The sequence below is a fragment of the Bradyrhizobium sp. 192 genome, assembly GCF_023100965.1.
Lineage (GTDB): Bacteria > Pseudomonadota > Alphaproteobacteria > Rhizobiales > Xanthobacteraceae > Bradyrhizobium > Bradyrhizobium symbiodeficiens.
This window is the reverse complement of the sequence record NZ_CP064690.1, coordinates 5,784,495-5,805,397: the sequence shown is the minus strand read 5'-3', so window position 1 is coordinate 5,805,397 and position 20,903 is coordinate 5,784,495. Positions and strand designations below refer to the sequence as shown.

Here is a 20,903-nt window from a genome sequence, read left to right as displayed (position 1 = left end):
CTCTAGAGCTCCTTCTTGATGTCGACGATGCGCGACATCATGGTGATGATCAGGAAGGTGATGAGGAGCAGGATGACGGCGTTGGCTGCGGCGGCAGGGAATTGCAGCGCGTTCACCCGCGTCTCGATGATCTTGCCGGCAGCGGCGATCTGCTGGCCGCCCATCACGCCGATGGTGATGAAGTCGCCCATCACGATGGTGACAACGAAGATCGAGCCGATCACGATGCCGGGCTTGGCCAGGGGGATGATGACGTTGACGAGCGTCTGGAAGCCGGTGGCGCCGGCGTCATAGGCGGCCTCGATCAGCGATTTGTCGATGCGGATCATCGAATTGAAGATCGGCACCACCATGAAGAAGGTGAAGAGGTGCACCAGCGCCAGCACCACGGAGAATTCGGAGAACAGCAGCCATTCCACGGGATGGTTGATCAGGCCGGTCTTGACCAGGCCGGAGTTGACGAGCCCGTTGCGGCCGAGCAGGGGGATCCAGGCGATCATGCGGATCACGTTGGAGGTCCAGAACGGGATCGTGCAGAGCAGCGACAATCCCATCTGCCAAGTCTTCGACCTGACGTGGAAGGCGAGAAAATAGGCGACCCAGAAGCCGATGAACAGCGTGATCGCCCAGACCATGAAGCAGAGCTTCAGCGTCATCACATAGGTTCGCCCGATCGTGCAGAGCTCGGGGAGCTGCGCGATGCAGCCTTCGAACGTGTCGGTGTAGCCGCGGCCGGAGAAGGCCGGCAGCAACTGGTATTCGTTGTAGTCCCAGAACGAGACGATGACGACGAAGACGAGAGGGATCAGGAAGAAGGCGAGAAACACCAGCATCATCGGTCCGGCCTGGAGCCAGGAGATGAAGGATGGCGACCACCGCGCGGCCTTTGCAGCGCGCGCGGTGTCCGATCCCCGGATGAGATCCGGGGATGCCTGTTGCAGGATGTCCTCCGAGGTGTCCATCACATTACGCTGCGATGAACTCGTTCCACTTGCGGACCATGTAGTCGTTCTCGTCCATCACCGCGTTCCAGCAGGCGACGCCGCCCATGCGGTCCTCGTAGGAGCCGCCGTCGCGCACGGCGCCGGCCCTCTCCAGCAGCGAGCCGTCGGGCGCCTTGATGTCCTTCTCGGCGGGCTTGCCTTCCATCCAGTAGGCCCACTCGTAGGGCTCCATGTGCGCCTTCGCGGTGGAGAGCACCGCGGAGTAGTAGCCCTGGCGGTTGAGATAGGCGCCGGCATAGCCTGATAGAAACCAGTTGACGAACTCGTAGGCCCATTCGAGCTTCGCGCCCGAGACGCCCTTGGAGACGCAGAAGCCCGAGGCCCAGGAGCGATAGCCTTCCTTCAGCGGCTGGAAGGTGCAGGCGATGCCCATCGAGCGCACCTTGGTCACCGCCGGCGACCACATCGATTGGATCACGGTCTCACCTGATGCCATCAGATTGACGCTCTCGTTGAAGTCCTTCCAGAACGCGCGGAACTGGCCGGCCTTCTTGGCTTCGGTCATCACCTTCATGGTGAGATCGATCTCTTCCTTGGTCATGTTGCCCTTGTCGGCATATTTGTACTTGCCGGAGGCTTCCACGACCATCGCGGCATCCATGATGCCGATCGAGGGGATGTTGAGGATCGAGGCCTTGCCCTTGAACTCGGGGTTGAGCAGTTCGGACCACGAGCTGATCGGCCGCTTGATCAGGTCGGGACGGATGCCGAGCGTGTCGGCGTTGTAGACGGTCGGAATCAGCGTGACGAATTCGGTCGCCGACGTCGCGAACTTCTTGGAGTCCTTGCCCTCGAGATAGAGCACCTTCCAGGGCGCGGTGCCCTGGCCGCCGATCTTCTTGCCGCCGGGCGTCTCGCCCTTGGTGAAGACCGGCGTGATGTTGTCGAACTCCTTGATCTTCCTGGCGTCGAGGGCAAGGATGTTGCCCGACGGCACGATCTTCTTCAGCGAGAAATATTCGGTGTCCAGCACGTCGAAGGAGTTCGGCTGGGTCATCACACGCTTGGTGACGTCGTCGGTGGTCGCGGTGATGTATTCGATCTTGATTCCGGTGTCCTTCAGGCACTGCTTGGAGATGTCGTCGCCCTCGTTCACGGCAGTGCCGAGATAGCGTAGCACCTTCGCGTCGGCCGACTTCACATAGGGAAAACCGGTGATGGCGCCGGAGCCGGCGGCAAGGCCGGCAAGACCTGCGGTGCCCTTGAGCAGCGTACGGCGGCTGACGCCCTTCGTGCCAGTGGTCTTGCTCATGTCAGTCACTCCTCTGTTGCGCATTCCAGTGATCGATCGGCGCTATTGCAGACGTTGCGCCTTGGCGGGATCCCAGGTGGCCAGCACGCGATCGCCCGGACGGAACGGGTGGACGTCGAAAGCGGCTTCGGGAACGTGGGAGAACAGGGCGGTCCCGTCGTCGAGCGTCAGCGAGACGGCGATGTAGGAGCCCTGGTACTCGGTCTGGGTCAGCAGCGCCGGCGCGCCGAACGCGCCGTCAGTGAACGGCGCGATGCCGAGCTGATCGGCGCGCACGGCGATCAACTTGCCGGCGTCGCTGAGCACGTTGTGGCCGCCGATGAAGCGCGCCACGAATTCGGTGCGGGGACGGTGAAAGATGTCGCGGGCCGTGCCCTGCTGCTCGATCTTGCCGTGGTTCATCACCACGATGTGGTCGGCGAGCGCCATCGCCTCTTCCTGGCCGTGGGTGACCTGGATGAAGCTGATGCCGAGCTCGCGCTGCAGGCGCTTCAACTCACCGCGCATCTTGACCCGCAGGAACGGATCGAGCGCGGAGAGCGGCTCGTCGAGCAGCAGGATCTGCGGCTCGGTGATCAGCGCGCGGGCGAGCGCGACGCGCTGCTGCTGGCCGCCGGAGAGCTGTGCCGGGAGGCGGCCCGCATACTGGCTCATCGCCACCAGCTCCAGCAATTCGCCGGCGCGCTTGTGGCGCGTCGGCTTGTCGATGCCGCGCATCTTGAGGGCAAAGGCGACGTTGTCGATTACGCTCAGATGCGGAAACAGCGCGTAGGACTGGAACATCATCGCGGTACCGCGCTCGGCCGGCGGAAGGTCGGTGACGTTCTGCGCGCCCAGGATGATGTCGCCCTCGCTGACCGCTTCGTGGCCCGCGATCATCCGCAGCGTCGAGGTCTTGCCGCAGCCGGACGGGCCGAGCAGGCAACAATAGGTGCCGGCCGGGATCTTCAGATTGACGGTGTCGACCGCCAGCGTGGTGTCGTAGCGCTTGGTGACGGCGACCAGTTCGAGAGCGGCGGGAGTGGCCATGGCGTGTCCGAGGAGGGCGGTGTTGCCGCTCTCTCCGCAAGGTCCGTGCCAACCGCCTTCGGTCCGCCGATTTCTTAAAACTGTGCAGCGGAGTCAGATCGTTAGATCGAATCCGGCGCATCCCGGCCGTCGAACCTGCGTGCAGGCGCCTGCACACAAAGCGGGCGACGATTGTATAAAGTTTCGCCTGTGATTGGATACAGCTGGTCGACTAACATCCGAGGCGAACGTCGTCGATCGAGCCCTGCAGCCATGGCCGCCAAGCCCAGCCCCAAATCAGACGCGCCAGACGCCAGCGATCGCGTCAGTCGCATCCGGGAGGGCGTGACCGCCGCGATCCTCGAGCACCGCCTGCTGCCGGGTACCAAGCTCGGCGAGGACGAGATCGGCGAGATCTACGGCGCGAGCCGCACGCTGGTCCGCACGGCGCTCCAGCAACTCGCGCATGAGGGCATCGTCAACATCGAGAAGAACCGCGGCGCCTTCGTCGCGCGTCCCACGCCCGCCGATGCCCGCGAAGTGTTCGAGGCGCGGCGCCTGATCGAGCCGACCATCGTCGATCACGCCATCGAAGCGATGTCGCCGGCCTGGCTCGAGCGTCTCCAGCAACACCTCAGTGAGGAGCGCGAGGCGGAGCTGCGCGGCGACGCGCGCGCCTCGGTTCGGTTGTCCGGTGAGTTTCACAAGCTCGTCGCCGAGATGAGCGGCCACAGCATCTATCTCGGCTTCCTCAAGGAACTGATCGCGCGCTCGTCGCTCATCATCCTGCTGTACCGCCGCCACGACACGCCGGCCTGCGGCACCGACCACCACGCCGGCATCGTCGCCGCGATCCGCAAGCGCGACAAGCAGGCCGCGCGCCGTGAGATGCTGTCGCATCTGACCGAGATCGAGGCCGAGCTGTTCCTGAAGGATCCCGCCGCCGACGAGCTGCGGCTCGCGGACGTGCTGGGCGCGTGAGCGCGCAGCACTAAATACCGATCGTCCAGGCTGGATTGCTTCTATTCCGGCTCGTCGGGAACCGGTTTCTTGCAATGCAAGGCAGTTGCGATCGCAGGGACCGCGCTGCGGTTCGCAGCGCTTGTCACAATCGCCGGTCTGTCATCGGACGCGTGGCTTCTAAGCGTCTCCAGAACCAGAAAGAATTTCTCGGCCAGCATGAGTCAAGCTCGCGAACGCGTTCGTCTCGGTTTCGAGAACGACGAGATTCGCCATCAATTCGATCGCTCGCGAATCCCTGCAGTAATGTAGTTCGCAACATTGCCGCGGATTATGACAGTCGATGATCACGCGGCGCGACATAACGTGACTATTCCTTGCGGGCCTGACCGGCTATATGCTGCCGCTCTGTCATTGAACTGTCATGTTACCGCAAATGCTGAAATCAGACGCAACACCGGCTCGTAAAACTCCGAGCGCGCCGGACGGGAATGCTGTCCCGAAGGACAACAAGAGGACGCAAGTCGCCGCCGGCTTCCTCAGGCAGATTGAACCGGCCGAACCTGCGATCGTCGAGGGCGCCGTGAGTGATCAGACGCCATCGCAAGATGCCCCGCCCGCGCCGGAGCCGCCGCAGTCGAGCGTTGCCGCGCATCCTCATGAAATCGAGCTCAAGCTGCTGGTCGACGCCGATCGCATCGCGCATTTCAATGCCGCACCCGTCGTCGCGGCCAATGCGTGCAACAAGGGCTCGCGAAAACATCTCAGATCCGTCTACTATGATACGCCCGAGCGGATGCTTCGGCGCAACGGCCTGAGCCTGCGCGTTCGCCAGAGCGGCGCGCGCTTCGTGCAAACCGTGAAGACCGAGGCGGCGGACGATCCGCTGCGCCGCGGCGAGTGGGAGGCGAGCGTGGCCTCGCTGGCGCCCGATCTCGCCCTGGCGATGCCTTTCATTCCGGAGAAGCTTCGCAGCCATCTCGAAGCGCGGCCGCTCGAAGCCGTCTTCACAGCCGACGTTCACCGCCACGCGCGGATGATCGATCTGCCGTCCGGCACGGTCGAGATCGCCTTCGACCGTGGCGTGCTGACGGCAAGTGATCGATCGCTGCCGGTGAGCGAGATCGAGCTGGAGCTCAAGAGCGGCAGCGCCAGCGCGATCTACGAGGTCGCGTTGCGGCTGGCCGAGCACGGCGCGGTGAAGCCGTCCATCCGCAGCAAATCGGCGCGCGGCTTCGACCTTGCCGCCGGCACGCCACCGGCGGCACGACGCCCGCGAAAACTTCGCCTCGACCCGTCAGTGACGCTCGACGAGGCGTTCGCGACGATCCTGCGTTCCTGCTTCCTGCATCTGCTTCAGTCGCTGCCGGCGGCCGAGGACGGGCGCAATCCGGAAGGCGTGCATCAGCTGCGCGTCGCGCTGCGCCGGATCCGATCGGCGCTCGACCTGATGCGCTCGGTTGGCGCGCTCAGCAATCTCGACGCACTGCGATCCGAGGCGCGCTGGCTGGCGCAAGACCTGTCCGCCGCACGCGACTGGGATGTGTTCCAGCTGGAGACCTTGCCGACGATCGCGAAGGCATGCCCTTCCATCGCCGGGTTCGATGCGCTCGGCCGGGCTGCGGCCGAGCGCCAGTCCGACGCCTATCGCAAGGCGCATCACGCGCTCGACGATCGCCGCTGCGCCATGTTCCTGATCGGTCTCGGCAACTGGATCGAGACACGGGGCTGGCGCAACGACGTCGCCGCCGAAGATCTCGGCCGGCTCGCCGAGCCCGCCGTCAATTTCGCGCAGCGCATTCTCTCGGAGCAGTACGCCAAGGTGCTCAAGCGCGGCCGCCGCTTCAAGTCGCTCACGATGGAAGAGCTGCACCGGGTGCGGCTCGCGACCAAGCGGCTGCGCTATCTCAGCGAGTTCCTGCTGCCGCTGTTTGCCGATCGCAAGTCCGCGAGGAAATTCGCCCGCAGGCTCGCCGGTTTGCAGGAGGAACTCGGCGCCTTCAACGACATGGCGGTCACGGCTTCGCTGCTCGACGGGCTCGGAGCCGAGCCCGACGGCGCCATCGCCGCCGCCGCGATCGCCGGCTGGCAGGCGCGTGCATCGATCGGCGTCAGGCCGGCCTTGCAAGGTACCTGGCGCGATTTCACCGCCGCGCGCGTGCCCTGGTCGTCACAGGGCTGATCGAAGACCCCTCAAAAAAGTTGCGCCCAGCCATTGGGGGATGGCTGGGCGCGCGCGAACCGGTCTGGGACGGGGAGGGGTGGGGATGTGACCGGGTCGCGTAACTCCTTGTCTCGTTCTTAATCTCTCGCGCTGGCGGTGGAGACCGCCGGCTTGGTATCGCCCAGCGAGACCCAGACGTTGGGATCGCTCTGCGACTGGCGCTTGACGAAGCGGTAACCGGTCTCCGTCCAGGCAACGACGTTCTCGTTCTGATTGTCGAGAACGAACTCGCCCTTGTCGGTCTTTACCGTCAGCACCGCGTGTCCTTCGCCCTTCTTGTCGCGCACGACGGTGATCAGCAGGGCCTGGCGCGGCCATCCGGCATCGATCAGCATCTTGCGCTTCAACAACACGTAGTCTTCGCAGTCGCCGTAACCGTCGGATGGCAGCGACCATTTCTCGATCACGCCCCAGTGCTCCTGGTCGGTCAAAGGCTTGACGGTCTCGTTGACCCAGCGATTGACCTTGACGAGGTCGCGCCATGCGGCCTGCGACATCACGATGTCGCGCGGCTGCGTCGGCGCGCCCTGGCACTGAGCGGTATTGTCCGCACAGAACTCGACCCAGCCGATCGGCGCACGCGTGCTGTCGCCGAGGCTCGCGTAGAGCAGACGGCTTTCGCCGGCCTGCGCTGCCGCGCTGATCCCGAAGAGCATGGCAGCCAGCGCCAGCCCTTTCCCCTGTCCCTTGAAATCAAACATTGCGGCCCCCGTTTCTTGTTGGGACCACATTTCGCATGGAGCTTTTGCGTTGCCGCTAAGTCAGCCAAGTCAAGTCGAGACGAATACAAGTAAAAGGCGCAGCGAATTCGATCTATACTTGAATCAAATTCTCATAAAATTTGAAACAACTGCAATTGATTCAAGTTTTATCGATTAACGCGGAAACGTCGGCGGAACCGCACTTTCCACGCGCAAACGGGCCGCGCGTTAACCGACGCGAGACCCGCCATCACGCATCAAAAAGGCGGCGTCCGCATTGCGGAGGCCGCCTTCAGGGCTGGAAATACAGGGGATTTGGCGTGCTGGCGCTTTACCGCGCGGTAACGCTCTCTTCGAGTGTCTCGATCGGTTGCGCGTGGACGAACTCCAGCGCGAAGCCGTCTTCGAGGTTTCGGACCACGCGGCCCTGGACCCGGCCGAGCAGAACCGTCGATTTCAGCGGCGGCCGGTTCTCCGCGGCGATGGCCGCGCCGGACAAGGAAAGGTCGATGATGCGGCAGGTCATCTTGGTGCCGTCCTCGAGCGTCAGCACCGCGATCGGGTTGCGCGGCACGATACGGTCGTGGCGGCGGTCCTCCGGCAGATTGAGGATGTCGCGGTTGGCGAGCCAGGTCAGCTGTGCGGCGAGCTTGTCGCGCTTCCTCGGCGTCGCCCCGACCGTCATGGCGAAGCCGTTGTCGATGATGCGGGTGATCTTGCCCTCGACGCGGCCGATATGGTCGAGATAGGCGACGACGCGGTCGCCGACATTGCCGATGCCGGGGGCGAGCAGCGCGAGGCCGCCCGGCGACATGTTGATCACCTGGCAGGGAAATTCACGGCGGTCCGGCAGCATGTAGCGGCCGAGCAGGTGCACTTTCACCCGCTGGAAACGCCGACGCTCTTCGGCGGCCGGAAGAAATTTTTTGTTCGCCAACGCCATTTTCACAACCCGACCCCCCGCCTGGCGGAGTCCGGGACGACCCTAAGGTGCATAGGGTTAATGCCGCGTTAGGATTGGGCGCGGCGGTAACGCACAGACACGATGCGTTCGAAAAGCCACATCAGCGGCGGGCAGGCCAACACTGTCAACGCGCCGAGGTCGAGCGCGACCGCCGCGGTCCCGGCCGATTTGGCAAGCCGCCCGGCCACGGCTGGCCCCAGCATCATCGCGGCATAGAACAGGGTGTAGAACACGCCCATCCCGATCGCTCGTGTCTCCGGCCCGAGCACACGGGCGGCCAGGCTCATGATCGGGCCGGCGGGCAGGCCGCCGATCAGGCCGACCAGGACGAGGATCGCGACCACGGCATCGGACCGGGTCAGCCAGGCGAGCAGGCCGGCCACCACGAGGCTCGCCGCGATTGCCACGACAAAGGGGTGCTTGGTGCGATCGGCGAGAAATCCGCCTGACGGCACCGAGATCACCGACAGCCACATCACGAGGCTGATCGCCGAGCCCGCCGCCGCAATGCTCCAACCGCGCTCGACGAGCAGCGAGGGGCCGAACGAGAAGATCATGGCGAAGCCGACATTATAGAGGCCCCAGATCGCGCCCGCGACGATCACCGCCAGCAGCGCGAGGGGATCGAGCCGGCCGGAGCCGGCCGCGCTGGCTGTCGCCGCCTGCGGCGGCTGATAGAACATGATCAGCACGATGCCGATTGCGCTCAGCGCGCCCGTTGTCAGGAACACGGCGCCTGCGCCGTACGCGGTGCCGATCGCCGGCAGCACCAGCAGCGAGATCGCAACGCCGGCCGGCCAGGAATTGACGAAGATCGCCATCGCGGTGGCTATCTCCTTTCCGGCGAACCAATCGGCGCCCATTTTGGTGAGTTGCACCGTCAGGAGCACGCCGCCGGCGCCGGAGACGAGCCGGCCTGCCATCTGCAAGCCCCAGATATCGGTGGCGGCCATGACGAGGCTGCCTGCCGTCATCAGCAGCAGTGCCGCAATGGTCGTGGATTTATCACCGAGCCTGCGCCCGATCGCGCCGCCCGGCAACGCCAGCACGACGCCGGGCGTGAAATAGAGCCCGATCAGGATGCCGATGTCGGCGAGCCCGACGCCGAAAGTCTGTTGCAGCAGCGGCGCCACCGCGGCCACGCTCTGGAACTGGAACGCAATGGTGAGGCGAACGACGAACAGGATCGCAAGAATGCCCCAGCGATTGCGCAACGCGTGATCTCCCCAGGCCCTGTGTCGAAGGTGCGGTGGGCAGGGGCGAGAGTCAACCGGCTGCCTTTCTCGTCGCCTGACCATAGAGCAGGACCAGCAGCGCCAGCAGCACCGCGGCCGACAGCCCCAGCGACCAGTGAATGCCGATCGCCGCGCCTGCTACCCCGACGGTGATGCCGCTGAACGCCCGCATGCCGAGCCCCGCCATATTATAAAGGCCGACGACGCGGCCGCGAATGTCGTGCGGCGCATTCAGTTGCACCAGCGCCTGCGCCATGGTGTTGAACGACAGCTCGAAGAAGCCGGCACAGAACAGCAGCACGATCGCCATCGGATAGATCCGCACCGTGGCAAAGCCGAGGAGCGCCACGCTCCAGAGCATCGCAAGCAGAATCGCGGTGCGCGGCGTGCCCTTGAGCCGTCCCCAGGATTCCAGCGCGATGGCGGCGAGCACCGCGCCGGCCGCATCGGCCGCGAGCAGCACGCTGTAGGAGACGCCGGGATCGCCATGGCCGAGATCGCCGGCGAAGCCCGGCATCTGGGCATGGTAGGCATTGCCGATCATGAAGGAGGTGAGGCCGGCAAGCCATGTCATCGCCGTCAGGGTCGGCTGGGTGCCGATGGCGCGGATGGTCAGCACGATGTCGGCAAGGCCGCGCACCGCGAAGCGCCGCACCGCCACGCTGTTGTCGCGCACCGGCGCCCAGAACAGCCAGAGCAGCATCGGCAGATAGAACAGCGTGTTGAAGATGATGCCGTGCGAGGTGCCGAGCGTCAGCATGATGATTCCGCCCACCGCAGGTCCGACCAGGATGCCGAGATAGCGCGCCATCGCATTCAGCCGCACCGCGCTCGGCAGGTCGGCGGGGCCGACGAGATCATAGAGCAGCAGCTGGTTCGGGGTTTGCCAGAGCACACCGGCGCAGCCATGGATCACCAGCAGCAGCATCGCGTGCCACATCTGGATCGTGTCGGTGAGGAAGAAGAAGCCCCATCCGCTCGATGCTACGATGAACAGCAGCATGCCGCACTGGATGATGCGGCGCGGGTCGAACCGGTCGGCAAGCCCGCCGACCGCGACCGAGAACAGCAGGAACGGCAGCCAGTGCGACAACACCGCAAAGCCCGCCAGCGCCGGCGAATGGAATTTCTGGAACACCACCCAATAGCTGATCACATGCTCGATGTTGTCGGCCATCATCGCCAGCACGTAAGAGCCGAACTGGAGCCGGTACGGCCCCGACTTCATCGCCGCGAACGAGCCGGTCGCCGCGGCGGGATTTTGGGGAAGGGGACTCAAGGGGGCACCTGATGGGACCTTGGCGCCTTACACGTTCGCTGGTCGGTGCTCAAGACACTTGGGTGTGTGTCCCGTAGCCCGGATGAGCGCAGCGATATCCGGGGCCGCTGTCTCCCGCATATCGCTTCGCTCATGCGGGCTACGAATTCCTGCATCTTGGCACGAACGCACATCTCACATACGCTTCACCTCACGCCCGCACCATCAATCAGAACAGACGGGCATCGAGGAAACATCCATGGAATCCATTCGCGTCTGCACCCATGCAGGGCCGGGCTCGGAGCCCGTCATCCGCACCGTGCCGTGGCCGAAGGTCGGCAAGAAGGCCGCGCTGATCAAGGTCGGCGCTTGTGGCGTCTGTGGCACCGATTTGCATATCCTGAAGGGACACTGGCCGAAGCCGCTGCCCTGGCCGTTCACGCTCGGCCACGAGATCGGCGGTGTCATCGTGGAGTGCGGCGAGGAGTTTACCGAGGACTTCATGAGCAAGCCGCTCAAGGTCGGATCGAAAGTGATGATCCCGCCGCTGATGCCCTGCGGCCGTTGCTATTACTGCATCCATTATCCGCAGACCGCCAACAAGTGCCTGACGCCGGTCTATTACGGCCGCTATCTCGGCTTCGACAAGGCGCCGCACATGTGGGGCGGCTGGGCCGAATATGTCTATGTCGATCTCGAGATGCTGCCGGGCACCAAGATCTACAAATTGCCCGACGACATGTCGCTGCGGTTAGGGGCACTGTCCGAGCCGCTGACCTCCTGCATCCGCGCCTTCAACCGCGCCACCCGCGCCGGTGGTTTTTCCTGGGGCGATACGGTGGTGATCCAGGGCTCGGGCCCGATCGGCATTCTGGCGGTCGCGGCTGCCAGGGAGATGGGGGCAGGGCGCGTGATCTGCGTCGGTGCCCCCGAGGAGCCGCGGCTCAAGCTTGCGCGCGAGTTCGGCGCGGAGGCGACGGTGAACATCGAGGAGATCAAATCTCCGCAAGAGCGCATCGAGCGCGTCCGCGAGATCGTCGGCGGCTTCGGCGCGGATCTCGTGATGGATTGTTCGGGGCACCCCACCGCCGGCCCCGAAGGCATCGAGATGCTGCGTGACGGCGGCACCTATGTCGAGATGGGCCAGTTCACCGACGCCGGCTCGATCGAGACCTCCTGGCACCGCATCTGCACCAAGGACCTCAACGTGCTGGGCTCCTGGGGCTTCACCGGCAACGACCTGCCGCTCGGCGTCGACATGCTCTATCGGACGCGCGACAAATATCCCTGGCTGAAAATGCAGACGATCTATCCGTTCACGGAGGAAGGCGTCGCGCAGGCGGTGAAGGACGCGATGGCGATGAAGACGGTGAAGTCGACCATCGTGCCGTGGCCGGAGCTGGTGGAGTAGCGCTCCGAGGATCGGTTAGCGCCTCCAGGCGTAGATCATCATCCCCTGCCATTGCGCGTTGTCGAACCGGGCAGTGGCATCACGGGATGCATCGATGGTGTAGGCAAATCCCGCGCGTTCGATGATCGACAGAAACTGGGCGAGGTCGGATCGATCCATCGTCAGGTTGTGATGGAATTCGATGCTCATGCGGTCGATCATCGACAGCTTCCCGGCCGCTTCGAGATCCTCGAGCACATCGAGCTCGGCACCTTCGACATCGAGCTTCAGCAGATCGACCCTCTCCTTGATGCGGTCCGAGAGACGGACCTGGGCAACCTCGATCTTCTCCATGTCTGGTGACCAGAGATCTTTCGTGGTGCTGCCGGTGGAGTACGCCGGATGAACCTTGAACGAGATGGTGCCGTTCTCCTTTCCGCAGGCCATCTGAACCGTCTCGACGCTGGACAGCCCGCTGACGTTCTTCTGCAGGTAGGGAAATATCAGCGGGTTGGGCTCGAAACAGGTGATCCTCGCGTCGGGGACGCTCAGCTTGAAATAGATGGCCGAGCAGCCGACATTGGCTCCGCAGTCGATGATGTTCGCGCCTGCCGGCAGCGTAGCGAAGTAGATCTGCTCGATGAAGATCTCGTGGAACATCTCCCACAGATCGGACAACAGCGGGCCTTCGATGCGGCGCCCGTTCACGCTGAAAGCGTAGGGTCTCTTGGTCGAGCCACCGGAAAGCCCGGCGGCCATCTTCGAGAGCCGAAACCTCGACCAGCTCCAGAGCACGTCCGCCGTGCTGATCTGCGGGTTCGGACTGGAAAAAATGCGGACGGCGTCGGAGCAGAAGCGGAATGATCCGGTCAGAAATTTCTTAAATACACTCAAGAACTTATCCAAACATGCTGGGATTGAAGTCGGTTCCTTGAACAACCTTATAATGGGGCCGAGTTAACAGATAAATGTTTGATCCGGCCACGTTTGATCTCGTGGCCTTCGATTTGGTCTCGCGCAAGGGGCGATCGAACCGTCGATCTGGACGGATTTGCCGTCGAATTTCGCGGTGGACACGACCGGATCGATCGGATCGTCTTTCGTCAACCGAACGACTCTTCGGTGCCGCCGGGTGGCGGAGTAGGGGACAAAGGATCAATGCCGTTGCAGCCGAACGAATCCCGCTCTCCCTTCCGCGCCATCCGCGCGATCGACTACACGATCATCTTCGTGCGCGACATGGACGCGATGCGCCGCTTCTACGAGGATGTCCTTGCCCTGTCCCTGCTGCGCGAGCTGTCGCCGAACTGGATCGAGTACGGCCTCGGGCCCAACACACTGGCGCTGGCGCGGCCGAGTCGCACCGCGTCCGACGCGCCGACGCCTCGGGGCAGCGCGTCGCTGCAGCTGGCCTTCAAGGTCTCCGTCGCCGACGTCGATGCATGCGCCGCCGAGCTGGTGCGGCAGGGCGTTAAGCTGGTGTCGCCGCCGACCAACCAGTCGTTCGGACACCGTACGCTGTTCTTCCGCGATCCCGACAGCAATCTGCTGGAGATCTATGCCGAGATCTGAGAAGGCCGATCCGCAAAAAGTTCCCCTCGGCTGCCGCGAACTATCCACGCGGAGGTGAAACTTAGGTCCAGGTTCCGGCTTTCACTCCCTGGGAGAGATGCCGTGAAGCGAATCCTGAAACCGGTCACCTATATCCTGGCTGCGATCTACTTCCTGGTGGATGCGGTCTTTATGGCCGTGGCGGCGCCGGTCGCGCGCTGGATCGGGCGGCATGTTGAATTCAAGCGTTTGAGCGCCTGGATCAAATCACTTTCTCCATATGCCTCGCTCGCATTGTTCTTGGTGCCCGTCATCATTCTGGAGCCGGTTAAGCCGGCTGCCGCGTACCTCACGGCAACAGGTCAGGTCATGAGCGGCGCGGTGACGTTCATCGTCGGGGAGTTGCTCAAGCTGGTGCTGGTCGAGCGCCTCTTTCATCTCACGCGCGACAAGCTGATGCGCATTCCCGCCTTCGCCTGGGGTTACGGAAAATACGCCGCCGCGAAGGCTTGGCTGCAGGAGACGGACGCCTGGCGCGCCGCCCGGGCCGTGAGCCGCGCGGTGAGGGACAGTGTTGCGCGGGCAAGAGCCAGGCTGGTCAACGGTTTCAGCCGGCTGGCGATCTCCCGGGACTGAAGAGGTCGCGCGAATTCTTCTTACATCGCGCGCGATCCTCGCTAAGACAGTCCAGTGCGGCATGATCTGGATCAGGGAACACAGGGACCATGACGAGTGACGCGAACGTTCGGGCCGGCCAGTGCCATTGTGGCGCGGTGCGATTTGAGGTGACACTCAGCGACGGCTTCGAGTCGATCCGCCGCTGCACCTGCTCCTATTGCCGAATGCGAGGCGCCGTCGTTGCCATGGCGGCGATGGGCGGGATCAGGTTCCTGCGGGGCGAGGACGTGCTGACGACGTACCGCTTCCACACCGGATCGGCGCAGCACTTCTTCTGCTCCCGTTGTGGAATCTACACCCACCACCAGCGCCGGTCCGACCAATCCTCCTATGCCATCAATGTCGCCTGCCTAGATGGGGTAAGCCCGTTCGATTTCGCTGAAGTGCCCGTCATGGACGGCGTCAATCACACCAATGACACCGGCAAGCCGACGCGTCAGGCAGGTACGCTTCGCTTCATCCCGGCCGACTAAAGCTGTGCGCCCGCGATACATCTCCTATGCGAGCTTGCGTGCCGCGGCCGTGGCCTTGTCGCCCGTGTTCGGCGTGCCGGTCGGCTCGATGAGCAGGAGATGGACCTCTTCGCGCGCCACGGGACGATGCTCGACACCTTTGGGCACGACGTAGAGTTCGCCTGGACCAAGCCTCACCGTGCGGTCCCGCAATTCGATGTCCAGATTGCCTTTCAGGACCAGAAAGAAATCGTCGGTGTCGTCGTGCTTGTGCCAGGTGAACTCGCCTTTCACCTTCACTACCATCACGTCGCAATCGTTGAAGGTCGTGACCGTGCGCGGCGACCAGAGGTCCTCAAAGGTTGCGAGCTTGTCGGCAAGCGATATCTTGTCGGCCATGTTTCCCCCGTTGTCTCTTGTGAGAAACGATTTGGTATCGGACGGCCGGTGCGGCAAGACCATGTCCATTAACCGGTCAAGGTAGCCGTAAAAGTCCTCTGCAACCTCCAGGGCGCGGTTCTCTTGGCCAAGCCATGCATCATAGGCATGGTGATTTCCGGGCACTTGGCGTAAAGAGCGCCCAGATCAAATCAGCGTGCGGCCGGGCCGATTGCCGCGCACGCAGCTTAGGCCCCTCGGTTCACCGCTTGCGCGCCTGAATTAACCAAGGTTCTCCATCCCGTGTCTTTTCCGGCCCTCACCCCGCCGCTCGCCCGCGCTTTGGCCGAGCGGAATTACGATTCACCGACCCCCGTTCAGCTCGCCGTGCTCGCGGACGAAGCTGCCGGCCGCGACCTCCTGGTTTCGGCCCAGACTGGCTCCGGCAAGACCCTCGCTTATGGCCTCGCCATGGCCAGGGACCTGCTCGGCGATGCCGAGCGGTTCGGGCGGGCGGCCGCGCCGCTCGCCCTGATCGTGGCGCCGACCCGCGAGCTCGCGATGCAGGTTCAGCGCGAGCTCTCCTGGATCTACCAGCATGCGGAGGCGCGGGTCGTCTCCTGCGTCGGCGGCATGGATCCGCGACGCGAGCAGCGCGAGCTTGCGGCTGGCGCCCACATCGTCGTCGGTACGCCCGGCCGGTTGTGCGATCATCTGCGGCGTAACCGCCTCGACATCTCGGAATTGAAGGTCGTCGTGCTCGACGAGGCCGACGAGATGCTCAATCTCGGTTTTCGCGAGGACATGGAATTCATCCTCAAGACCACCCCGGAGACGCGCCGCACCCTGCTGTTCTCGGCGACGTTCCCGCGCGGCATCGTTGCGCTCGCCAAGCAATATCAGCAGCAGGCGTTCCGGATCGAAGTCGCCGGCGACGAAGGCGGTCATGCCGACATCGAGTACCGCGCCATCCGGGTCGCCCCCGGCGATGTCGAACACGCCGTCGTCAACGTGCTGCGCTTCTACGAGGCGCCGAGCGCGCTGGTGTTTTGCAGTACGCGCGATCACGTCAGGCATTTGCAGGCGGCGCTGCTGGAGCGCGGCTTCTCCGTGGTCGCCCTCTCGGGGGAATTGACGCAGAACGAGCGCACCATGGCGCTGCAGTCGCTGCGCGACGGACGCGCCCGCGTCTGCGTCGCGACCGACGTTGCCGCCCGCGGCATCGACCTGCCGAGCCTCGACCTCGTCATTCACGCCGACCTGCCCAACGACGCCGAGGTCATGCAGCATCGCTCGGGCCGCACCGGGCGCGCGGGTCGCAAGGGGACAAGCGTCCTGATCGTCGTGCCCGCCCGTCGCCGGCGCGCGGAGCTGCTGCTCAATCTCGCAGGGGTCGACGCCGACTGGGGCACGGCGCCGCAGGCGGACGAAATCCGCAAGCTCGACCATGATCGCATGAAGGACGTGCTGTTCACCGAGGAGGCCACGCCGGACGATCTGGTGCTGGCCCAGGCGCTGCTGGCCGAGCGGTCGGCCGAGGACATCGCCGCCGCGCTGGCGCGGCTCTATCGCGCGCGGCTACCATCGCCCGAAGACATCCTCGATCCCGGCGAGCGAGCTGGCCGGCCGCGTGACGATCGCGGTCGCGACAATGTTCGCACGCCGCGCGACGATGGCCACAGCTCACGCGGCGACGATCGCCCAGCGGGGCCGCGATCGAAACCAGGCAAATCCTCAGCCCGTCACGGCATGGGAGAGGCCACCGTCTGGTTCCGCGCCAACATCGGACGACGCAAGAATGCGGAAGCGCGCTGGCTGCTGCCGATGATTTGCCGTCGTGGCGGCATCGACAAGGGCGATATCGGCGCCATCAAGATCATGGACACCACGACCGAGTTCGAGATATCCGAGCGGGTCGCGGAGTCCTTCGCCGTCAAGATCAAGCGTCCGGACAAGGAAGACAATATCCGCCTCGAGCCGATGGCGGGCGCGCCGCAGCAACAGGCGCCTGCGGAGGAGCGGTCCCACGCGCCCCGGCGCGAGAGCCGCGACAGCGATCATCGTGAACGTCGCGACGATCGTCCGCGCGACAAGAGTGAGTTCAAGCCGCGCAGCAAGCCTCACAGCGAGCGCGGGCCGAAATTCGACGAGGCTCCGTCGTCTTTCGGCAAGAAGAAGCACAAGAACAGGCCGGGTCACGCGGAGCCGTCGGTCATGCCGTGGTCCGCGAAGGGTGTTTCCGGAAAGAAGCCGAAGAAGAAAAAGAATCGCGGCTGAATCGGCGCCGTTCAGCGCAGGCGACAATGATGCCGCCGGATTGCACCGGCGGCATCATCTGAAAAGTCAGGTGGGCTCAGCGGCCGCCGCCACCGCCGCCACCGCCGCCACCACCTCCGCCGCCACCTCCGCCGCCATCACGCATGGACGAGCTATAGCGCGGGTCGGTCTGCTTCATGTAGGTGGGCGAGGTGTCATGATGGATGACGGTGGGGGGGATTCTGACACGTGCGGGCGGCGTCTCGGCCACGATGCCGCAGCCTTCGAAGAAGGCGGTGTCGCAGCCATAGGTGCGGTATTGCGCTGCGTTGGCGCTGGTCGCGGTGAACGCGGCCGTCGCAACGCACGCGACGAAAGCAAGTTTCGGCAATGTGAGCTTCATGGATCGTCTCCAGCCTCGGTTCGGCGAGACCGGAAGGGCTCGCACACACCTTCGACGGGGGCTGATCCGACCCGGTTCGAGGCTGCGGTTCACGCCCGCGTGAGGCGGGAGGGGACGTTACGTCGCAGCGAGGTCGCGCAGCATGTAGGTCGCGCCCTCGCCGTAGGATGCGAGCTTTGCGCGCAGGTCCGCATCCGCCGTGACGGGCCGAAAGCCGAGACGCTGCCACAACGGCTGGGTAGCGTAGACCGAAACCAATGCGAGTGTCGCGAGGCCTGACGCGCGCGCGAGCTGCTCGATGTCAGCGATATAAGCGCGCAGAACTCCGCCGCGAGATTCGGCCAACACGGCAACGTCATGGATGTAGAGACAATCCGCATCCTCGGGCAGTCGTTCGAGCAAGCCGTCGAGCGGCGGGATCCGGCGCTGCTTCCAGGGATGCGAAAGCCCATAGCCGGCGATCTCGTCGCCGACGACGAGCACGCGGCATCCGTCCGGACAGAGCCGCATCTTCTCGGCGAGCACCTCAGGGCTTTCGGGAAGATCTGGATGAATCCGCGCCGCGATCGCGCTGATCGCGGGCAGGTCGGATGCGTGCGCGGGACGCCAATGCGGCTTGCTCATGTCGATCCCAGTTTATTCCACCTCGTCGTCGCGCGCAGCGAAAAATATCTTTGCCGCGCTGTCAGGAATACCGGACCGCGTGCGGCGTCCTACCTCCTGCAAGCCAATTGCATGATAGGAGATATCATGAATTCCTCGATCCGCCTCGCGCTCGCGCTCGCACTCTCGCTCGCGATCGTTCCCGCCGCCTTCGCCGCACCGCCGACCAAGACGGGCAAGACCGACAAGGGCAGCGTGCTCACCGACGCCAAGGGCATGACGCTCTACACCTTCGACAAGGACATGGACGGCAAATCCGCCTGCAACGGTCCCTGCGCGACGAACTGGCCGGTGCTGAAGGCCGAGGCGAGCGACGCCGCGGGCGACGGCTACACCGTCATCACCCGCGACGACGGCTCGAAGCAGTGGGCCTACAAGGGCAAGCCGCTCTACACTTTCGCCAAGGACCAGAAGCCCGGCGACATCACCGGCGACGGTTTTCTGAACGGTGCATGGCATCTGGCGACGCCGTAACGGCGCTCCGCGCAGATACGGTGCGTCGGCTGTTGCAGGCGGCGCACCGGCGTGCCGTTATCGCGGGTATTCGAGCTGCATCGCGACGAAGTCGGCCGTGCGCGCCCCGTAACGCGCATCGATGGCGTGCAGCGTCTGGTCCAGCGCTCGCGCCGGCGGCAGGTCGGCGGCAGGCGGCGGCGTCAGCTTGGCCGGCCAATCGGCCGCGACCTTGTCGGGTAGGATGCGAAGACCGCCGCGGCTCGTCTGCGCCTCCGCCGTTGTCGCGAAGGTGAGGGCACGCGATCGATAGGTGCGCGACCACGCATCGGCGATCAGCGCAAGCGACACCTCGTCGATGCCTGGCGTCAGCGCGATTCCGAGTTGCTCGCGGTTCCAGAATGCGAGTGTGTTGGTGATCGCCGTCAGCGCGAAGGGGCGTGTGAACTGGAACGCCTCGCTGCGGTGGCGCGCATCCCATTGCGCCAGACCGATGTCGCGTGCGACCGCCTCCGCCTTGGCGCGGCCAGCGATGGCCTCGACCAGGGTCAGCGCCATCGGCATGGATGCGGTGATGCCGGTCGTTGTCGCAACGCCGCGGTCGACCACCAGCCTGCGGTCCGCGACATAGCGGATCGCGGAATGCTTTTGCAGATCGCGCACGGAATACCAGTGCGTGGTGGCCTGCCGGCCGTCGAGCAGCCCGGTGTTGGCAACGACCTTGGCGCCGACGCAGACGCCGATGATGATCGCGCCCTTGCCGGCCTGGCTTTTGATCCATCGCAACGCCACGGCATCGTCTTCGCGGCTCATCGCGGGCACGATCACGTAATCGGCGCCGCCGGGATGTAAAGCATCGAACTCGGCGGTCGTCGCGTGCGGCTGCACTTTCAGCGCGGGATAAAGTGCAACGGGTCCGGGCTGCGTCCCCAATGTGAGGACGTCGGCGACATCGGCGCGCGCGAGGATGCCATATGGCATCAGATAGTCGGTCGTCTCGCTCATGTCGTTGATGCCGACGACGGCGATCAGGGGGCGCTCTCGCTTCGGCGGCTTCAGCGCCGCAAGCGTCGCCTCGGTCTCGTCTTTGGATATCGCAGGCGCGGTCTCCCGAGCCGGCGACCCAGGCAGCAGGAACAGCCAGGTTCCGCCGATTGCCGCCAGCAGGGCCACGCAGCCGACGCCACTCAACGCCAGAATGCGCCATAGCATGATGATGTCACCCGATCCTCGTTGCTTCACGCGAGGCGGAAGCTAACCGTTGGCAACGACATCAGGAATGACGCAGATCCGGCAAAAGCGGCCATCGGCACGCGCGTTGATTTGCCGCGCGGCGGGTTCCTCTTGCGAACGATGCGGCGCGTCGGGCAGCGGGCGACTATCTCAGCCCCTCATACACCATCAGCCCGCGTGCGATCTGCAATTTCCGGATCGCGCGCGGCAGCAGTTTCTCCGGCTGGTGCAGATAGCGCCAGGAGGTGAGGGTGAAGGTCGAGAGCGCGCCGCATTCGTCGTCGAACGGCGCGAGCACGCCCGTCACGCTCACCGGCGTGTGCGGGCGGGCGTTGAACGGCAGCAGCAGCAGCTCGAGATAGGCCTTGCTGCCGTCCTCGCGCAGGGCCGTGACGCCGGCGATCGCACCCAGCGCCTCGTCGGCGACGATGGTCGTGATCTCCTCGATCTCGCCGCGGCTCGCATCAACGAACAGCGCCGCAAAGCTCTGGTCCTTGAGGTCACATCCCGCCAGTGCACAGACGCGCGTGCCCGCGACGCGAAACGGAAAGCCGAGATTGGGCTCGCAGGACAGCACGAAGATATCGCCGAGCAGGCCGCGGACCGCGGCCGGATCGATGTCGGCCCGGTCAGGGGCCCGTGCAGCGCCGCGCTTGTTGTCCCAATACGCGAAGAACGCGCGGCTCGACGGATGTTTCATGTCTGAACGCTTATCCCGGGGTGCAACCTCGAAGGGACAGAGCTGTCCCGCTTCAGTGCACCCGCGATCCCTTGTGTTGTTGTGCAGGAGGGGATTTGCAGCGTCCATGCCGGGAGGGCGAATTCGCCCCCGTTAAGGCG

The 20,903-nt window shown here is 64.6% G+C and carries 21 protein-coding genes; 8 read left to right on the top strand and 13 right to left on the bottom strand.

The window, feature by feature from the left end; all coding sequences use genetic code 11:
* Window positions 1-2: 2 nt before the first annotated feature.
* From IVB24_RS27135 to IVB24_RS27125, 3 genes are read right to left on the bottom strand one after another with little or no spacing between them, the layout of a single operon-like run.
* Window positions 3-962 (bottom strand): ABC transporter permease, encoded by a 960-nt coding sequence (locus IVB24_RS27135; RefSeq protein ID WP_247774179.1) that lies wholly within the window; start codon window positions 960-962, stop codon window positions 3-5.
* Window positions 963-966: 4 nt separating this feature from the next.
* Window positions 967-2,256, bottom strand: a complete 1,290-nt coding sequence (locus IVB24_RS27130; protein ID WP_247769633.1) for a PotD/PotF family extracellular solute-binding protein — start codon at window positions 2,254-2,256, stop codon at window positions 967-969.
* Between the two features lie 42 nt (window positions 2,257-2,298).
* Window positions 2,299-3,285, bottom strand: a complete 987-nt coding sequence (locus IVB24_RS27125) for an ABC transporter ATP-binding protein (protein WP_094972130.1) — start codon at window positions 3,283-3,285, stop codon at window positions 2,299-2,301.
* 252 nt (window positions 3,286-3,537) lie between these two features.
* On the opposite strand from IVB24_RS27125, the gene IVB24_RS27120 reads away from it, so the two are divergent.
* Together IVB24_RS27120 and IVB24_RS27115 are read left to right on the top strand one after the other, a co-directional pair.
* Complete coding sequence (locus tag IVB24_RS27120; RefSeq protein ID WP_247769632.1) at window positions 3,538-4,245, top strand: GntR family transcriptional regulator; 708 nt, start codon at window positions 3,538-3,540, stop codon at window positions 4,243-4,245.
* 415 nt (window positions 4,246-4,660) lie between these two features.
* Window positions 4,661-6,406 carry a CYTH and CHAD domain-containing protein gene (locus IVB24_RS27115; RefSeq protein WP_247769631.1) on the top strand — a complete coding sequence of 582 codons (1,746 nt, stop codon included), beginning with the start codon at window positions 4,661-4,663 and terminating at the stop codon, window positions 6,404-6,406.
* A gap of 119 nt (window positions 6,407-6,525) precedes the next feature.
* On the opposite strand, the gene IVB24_RS27110 is transcribed toward IVB24_RS27115, so the two are convergent.
* The 4 genes from IVB24_RS27110 to IVB24_RS27095 form a co-directional block, all read right to left on the bottom strand.
* Window positions 6,526-7,149, bottom strand: coding sequence for a transglutaminase-like cysteine peptidase (locus tag IVB24_RS27110; RefSeq protein WP_166468896.1), 624 nt, complete (start codon window positions 7,147-7,149; stop codon window positions 6,526-6,528).
* A 331-nt stretch (window positions 7,150-7,480) separates the two neighbouring features.
* Window positions 7,481-8,092, bottom strand: coding sequence for a PilZ domain-containing protein (locus tag IVB24_RS27105; protein ID WP_094895511.1), 612 nt, complete (start codon window positions 8,090-8,092; stop codon window positions 7,481-7,483).
* 68 nt (window positions 8,093-8,160) lie between these two features.
* Window positions 8,161-9,327 (bottom strand): MFS transporter, encoded by a 1,167-nt coding sequence (locus tag IVB24_RS27100; protein ID WP_094972126.1) that lies wholly within the window; start codon window positions 9,325-9,327, stop codon window positions 8,161-8,163.
* 52 nt (window positions 9,328-9,379) lie between these two features.
* Window positions 9,380-10,576 (bottom strand): MFS transporter, encoded by a 1,197-nt coding sequence (locus IVB24_RS27095; protein ID WP_247774178.1) that lies wholly within the window; start codon window positions 10,574-10,576, stop codon window positions 9,380-9,382.
* Window positions 10,577-10,865: 289 nt separating this feature from the next.
* Between IVB24_RS27095 and IVB24_RS27090 the strand changes: the two genes are divergently transcribed.
* Window positions 10,866-12,017 carry a zinc-binding dehydrogenase gene (locus IVB24_RS27090; RefSeq protein WP_247769630.1) on the top strand — a complete coding sequence of 384 codons (1,152 nt, stop codon included), beginning with the start codon at window positions 10,866-10,868 and terminating at the stop codon, window positions 12,015-12,017.
* A 15-nt stretch (window positions 12,018-12,032) separates the two neighbouring features.
* Here the strand turns inward: IVB24_RS27090 and IVB24_RS27085 are convergent, their stop codons facing one another.
* A complete protein-coding gene (locus IVB24_RS27085) occupies window positions 12,033-12,890 on the bottom strand; it encodes an FkbM family methyltransferase (protein WP_247769629.1) in 858 nt (285 codons plus the stop codon).
* A gap of 264 nt (window positions 12,891-13,154) precedes the next feature.
* Here IVB24_RS27085 and IVB24_RS27080 point away from each other — a divergent pair, with 264 nt between their 5' ends.
* From IVB24_RS27080 to IVB24_RS27070, 3 genes are all read left to right on the top strand, one after another.
* On the top strand, window positions 13,155-13,568 hold the full coding sequence (locus IVB24_RS27080; protein WP_166468900.1) for a VOC family protein: 414 nt from the start codon (window positions 13,155-13,157) through the stop codon (window positions 13,566-13,568).
* 102 nt (window positions 13,569-13,670) lie between these two features.
* Window positions 13,671-14,183, top strand: a complete 513-nt coding sequence (locus IVB24_RS27075) for a hypothetical protein (RefSeq protein ID WP_247769628.1) — start codon at window positions 13,671-13,673, stop codon at window positions 14,181-14,183.
* 89 nt (window positions 14,184-14,272) lie between these two features.
* Window positions 14,273-14,698, top strand: a complete 426-nt coding sequence (locus IVB24_RS27070; RefSeq protein ID WP_094972123.1) for a GFA family protein — start codon at window positions 14,273-14,275, stop codon at window positions 14,696-14,698.
* Window positions 14,699-14,722: 24 nt separating this feature from the next.
* On the opposite strand, the gene IVB24_RS27065 is transcribed toward IVB24_RS27070, so the two are convergent.
* Window positions 14,723-15,076 (bottom strand): cupin domain-containing protein, encoded by a 354-nt coding sequence (locus IVB24_RS27065; RefSeq protein WP_094972122.1) that lies wholly within the window; start codon window positions 15,074-15,076, stop codon window positions 14,723-14,725.
* A gap of 282 nt (window positions 15,077-15,358) precedes the next feature.
* On the opposite strand from IVB24_RS27065, the gene IVB24_RS27060 reads away from it, so the two are divergent.
* The gene (locus tag IVB24_RS27060) at window positions 15,359-17,332 is read left to right on the top strand and encodes a DEAD/DEAH box helicase (protein ID WP_247769627.1); all 1,974 of its coding nucleotides are present in this window, start codon (window positions 15,359-15,361) and stop codon (window positions 17,330-17,332) included.
* 76 nt (window positions 17,333-17,408) lie between these two features.
* Here IVB24_RS27060 and IVB24_RS27055 read toward each other — a convergent pair whose 3' ends face one another.
* Window positions 17,409-17,714 carry a hypothetical protein gene (locus IVB24_RS27055; RefSeq protein WP_247769626.1) on the bottom strand — a complete coding sequence of 102 codons (306 nt, stop codon included), beginning with the start codon at window positions 17,712-17,714 and terminating at the stop codon, window positions 17,409-17,411.
* A 117-nt stretch (window positions 17,715-17,831) separates the two neighbouring features.
* Window positions 17,832-18,338, bottom strand: coding sequence for a GNAT family N-acetyltransferase (locus IVB24_RS27050; RefSeq protein ID WP_247769625.1), 507 nt, complete (start codon window positions 18,336-18,338; stop codon window positions 17,832-17,834).
* Between the two features lie 126 nt (window positions 18,339-18,464).
* On the opposite strand from IVB24_RS27050, the gene IVB24_RS27045 reads away from it, so the two are divergent.
* Window positions 18,465-18,851, top strand: a complete 387-nt coding sequence (locus tag IVB24_RS27045) for a hypothetical protein (protein WP_247769624.1) — start codon at window positions 18,465-18,467, stop codon at window positions 18,849-18,851.
* A 57-nt stretch (window positions 18,852-18,908) separates the two neighbouring features.
* Here the strand turns inward: IVB24_RS27045 and IVB24_RS27040 are convergent, their stop codons facing one another.
* Window positions 18,909-20,042, bottom strand: a complete 1,134-nt coding sequence (locus IVB24_RS27040; protein ID WP_247769623.1) for a DJ-1/PfpI family protein — start codon at window positions 20,040-20,042, stop codon at window positions 18,909-18,911.
* A gap of 166 nt (window positions 20,043-20,208) precedes the next feature.
* On the bottom strand, window positions 20,209-20,763 hold the full coding sequence (locus IVB24_RS27035) for a PAS domain-containing protein (RefSeq protein ID WP_094972117.1): 555 nt from the start codon (window positions 20,761-20,763) through the stop codon (window positions 20,209-20,211).
* Window positions 20,764-20,903 lie beyond the last annotated feature (140 nt).

Excerpts from the sequence above, each read along its gene's own strand:
- IVB24_RS27045 (WP_247769624.1), top strand. The coding sequence starts at position 18,465 with ATGAATTCCTCGATCCGCCTCGCGCTCGCGCTCGCACTCTCGCTCGCG.
- IVB24_RS27070 (WP_094972123.1), top strand. The coding sequence starts at position 14,273 with ATGACGAGTGACGCGAACGTTCGGGCCGGCCAGTGCCATTGTGGCGCG.
- IVB24_RS27040 (WP_247769623.1), bottom strand. The coding sequence starts at position 20,042 with ATGCTATGGCGCATTCTGGCGTTGAGTGGCGTCGGCTGCGTGGCCCTG.
- IVB24_RS27115 (WP_247769631.1), top strand. The coding sequence starts at position 4,661 with ATGCTGAAATCAGACGCAACACCGGCTCGTAAAACTCCGAGCGCGCCG.
- IVB24_RS27095 (WP_247774178.1), bottom strand. The coding sequence starts at position 10,576 with ATGAAGTCGGGGCCGTACCGGCTCCAGTTCGGCTCTTACGTGCTGGCG.
- IVB24_RS27135 (WP_247774179.1), bottom strand. The coding sequence starts at position 962 with ATGGACACCTCGGAGGACATCCTGCAACAGGCATCCCCGGATCTCATC.
- IVB24_RS27105 (WP_094895511.1), bottom strand. The coding sequence starts at position 8,092 with ATGGCGTTGGCGAACAAAAAATTTCTTCCGGCCGCCGAAGAGCGTCGG.
- IVB24_RS27055 (WP_247769626.1), bottom strand. The coding sequence starts at position 17,714 with ATGAAGCTCACATTGCCGAAACTTGCTTTCGTCGCGTGCGTTGCGACG.
- IVB24_RS27050 (WP_247769625.1), bottom strand. The coding sequence starts at position 18,338 with ATGAGCAAGCCGCATTGGCGTCCCGCGCACGCATCCGACCTGCCCGCG.
- IVB24_RS27120 (WP_247769632.1), top strand. The coding sequence starts at position 3,538 with ATGGCCGCCAAGCCCAGCCCCAAATCAGACGCGCCAGACGCCAGCGAT.
- IVB24_RS27090 (WP_247769630.1), top strand. The coding sequence starts at position 10,866 with ATGGAATCCATTCGCGTCTGCACCCATGCAGGGCCGGGCTCGGAGCCC.
- IVB24_RS27035 (WP_094972117.1), bottom strand. The coding sequence starts at position 20,763 with ATGAAACATCCGTCGAGCCGCGCGTTCTTCGCGTATTGGGACAACAAG.
- IVB24_RS27080 (WP_166468900.1), top strand. The coding sequence starts at position 13,155 with ATGCCGTTGCAGCCGAACGAATCCCGCTCTCCCTTCCGCGCCATCCGC.
- IVB24_RS27130 (WP_247769633.1), bottom strand. The coding sequence starts at position 2,256 with ATGAGCAAGACCACTGGCACGAAGGGCGTCAGCCGCCGTACGCTGCTC.
- IVB24_RS27110 (WP_166468896.1), bottom strand. The coding sequence starts at position 7,149 with ATGTTTGATTTCAAGGGACAGGGGAAAGGGCTGGCGCTGGCTGCCATG.
- IVB24_RS27125 (WP_094972130.1), bottom strand. The coding sequence starts at position 3,285 with ATGGCCACTCCCGCCGCTCTCGAACTGGTCGCCGTCACCAAGCGCTAC.
- IVB24_RS27065 (WP_094972122.1), bottom strand. The coding sequence starts at position 15,076 with ATGGCCGACAAGATATCGCTTGCCGACAAGCTCGCAACCTTTGAGGAC.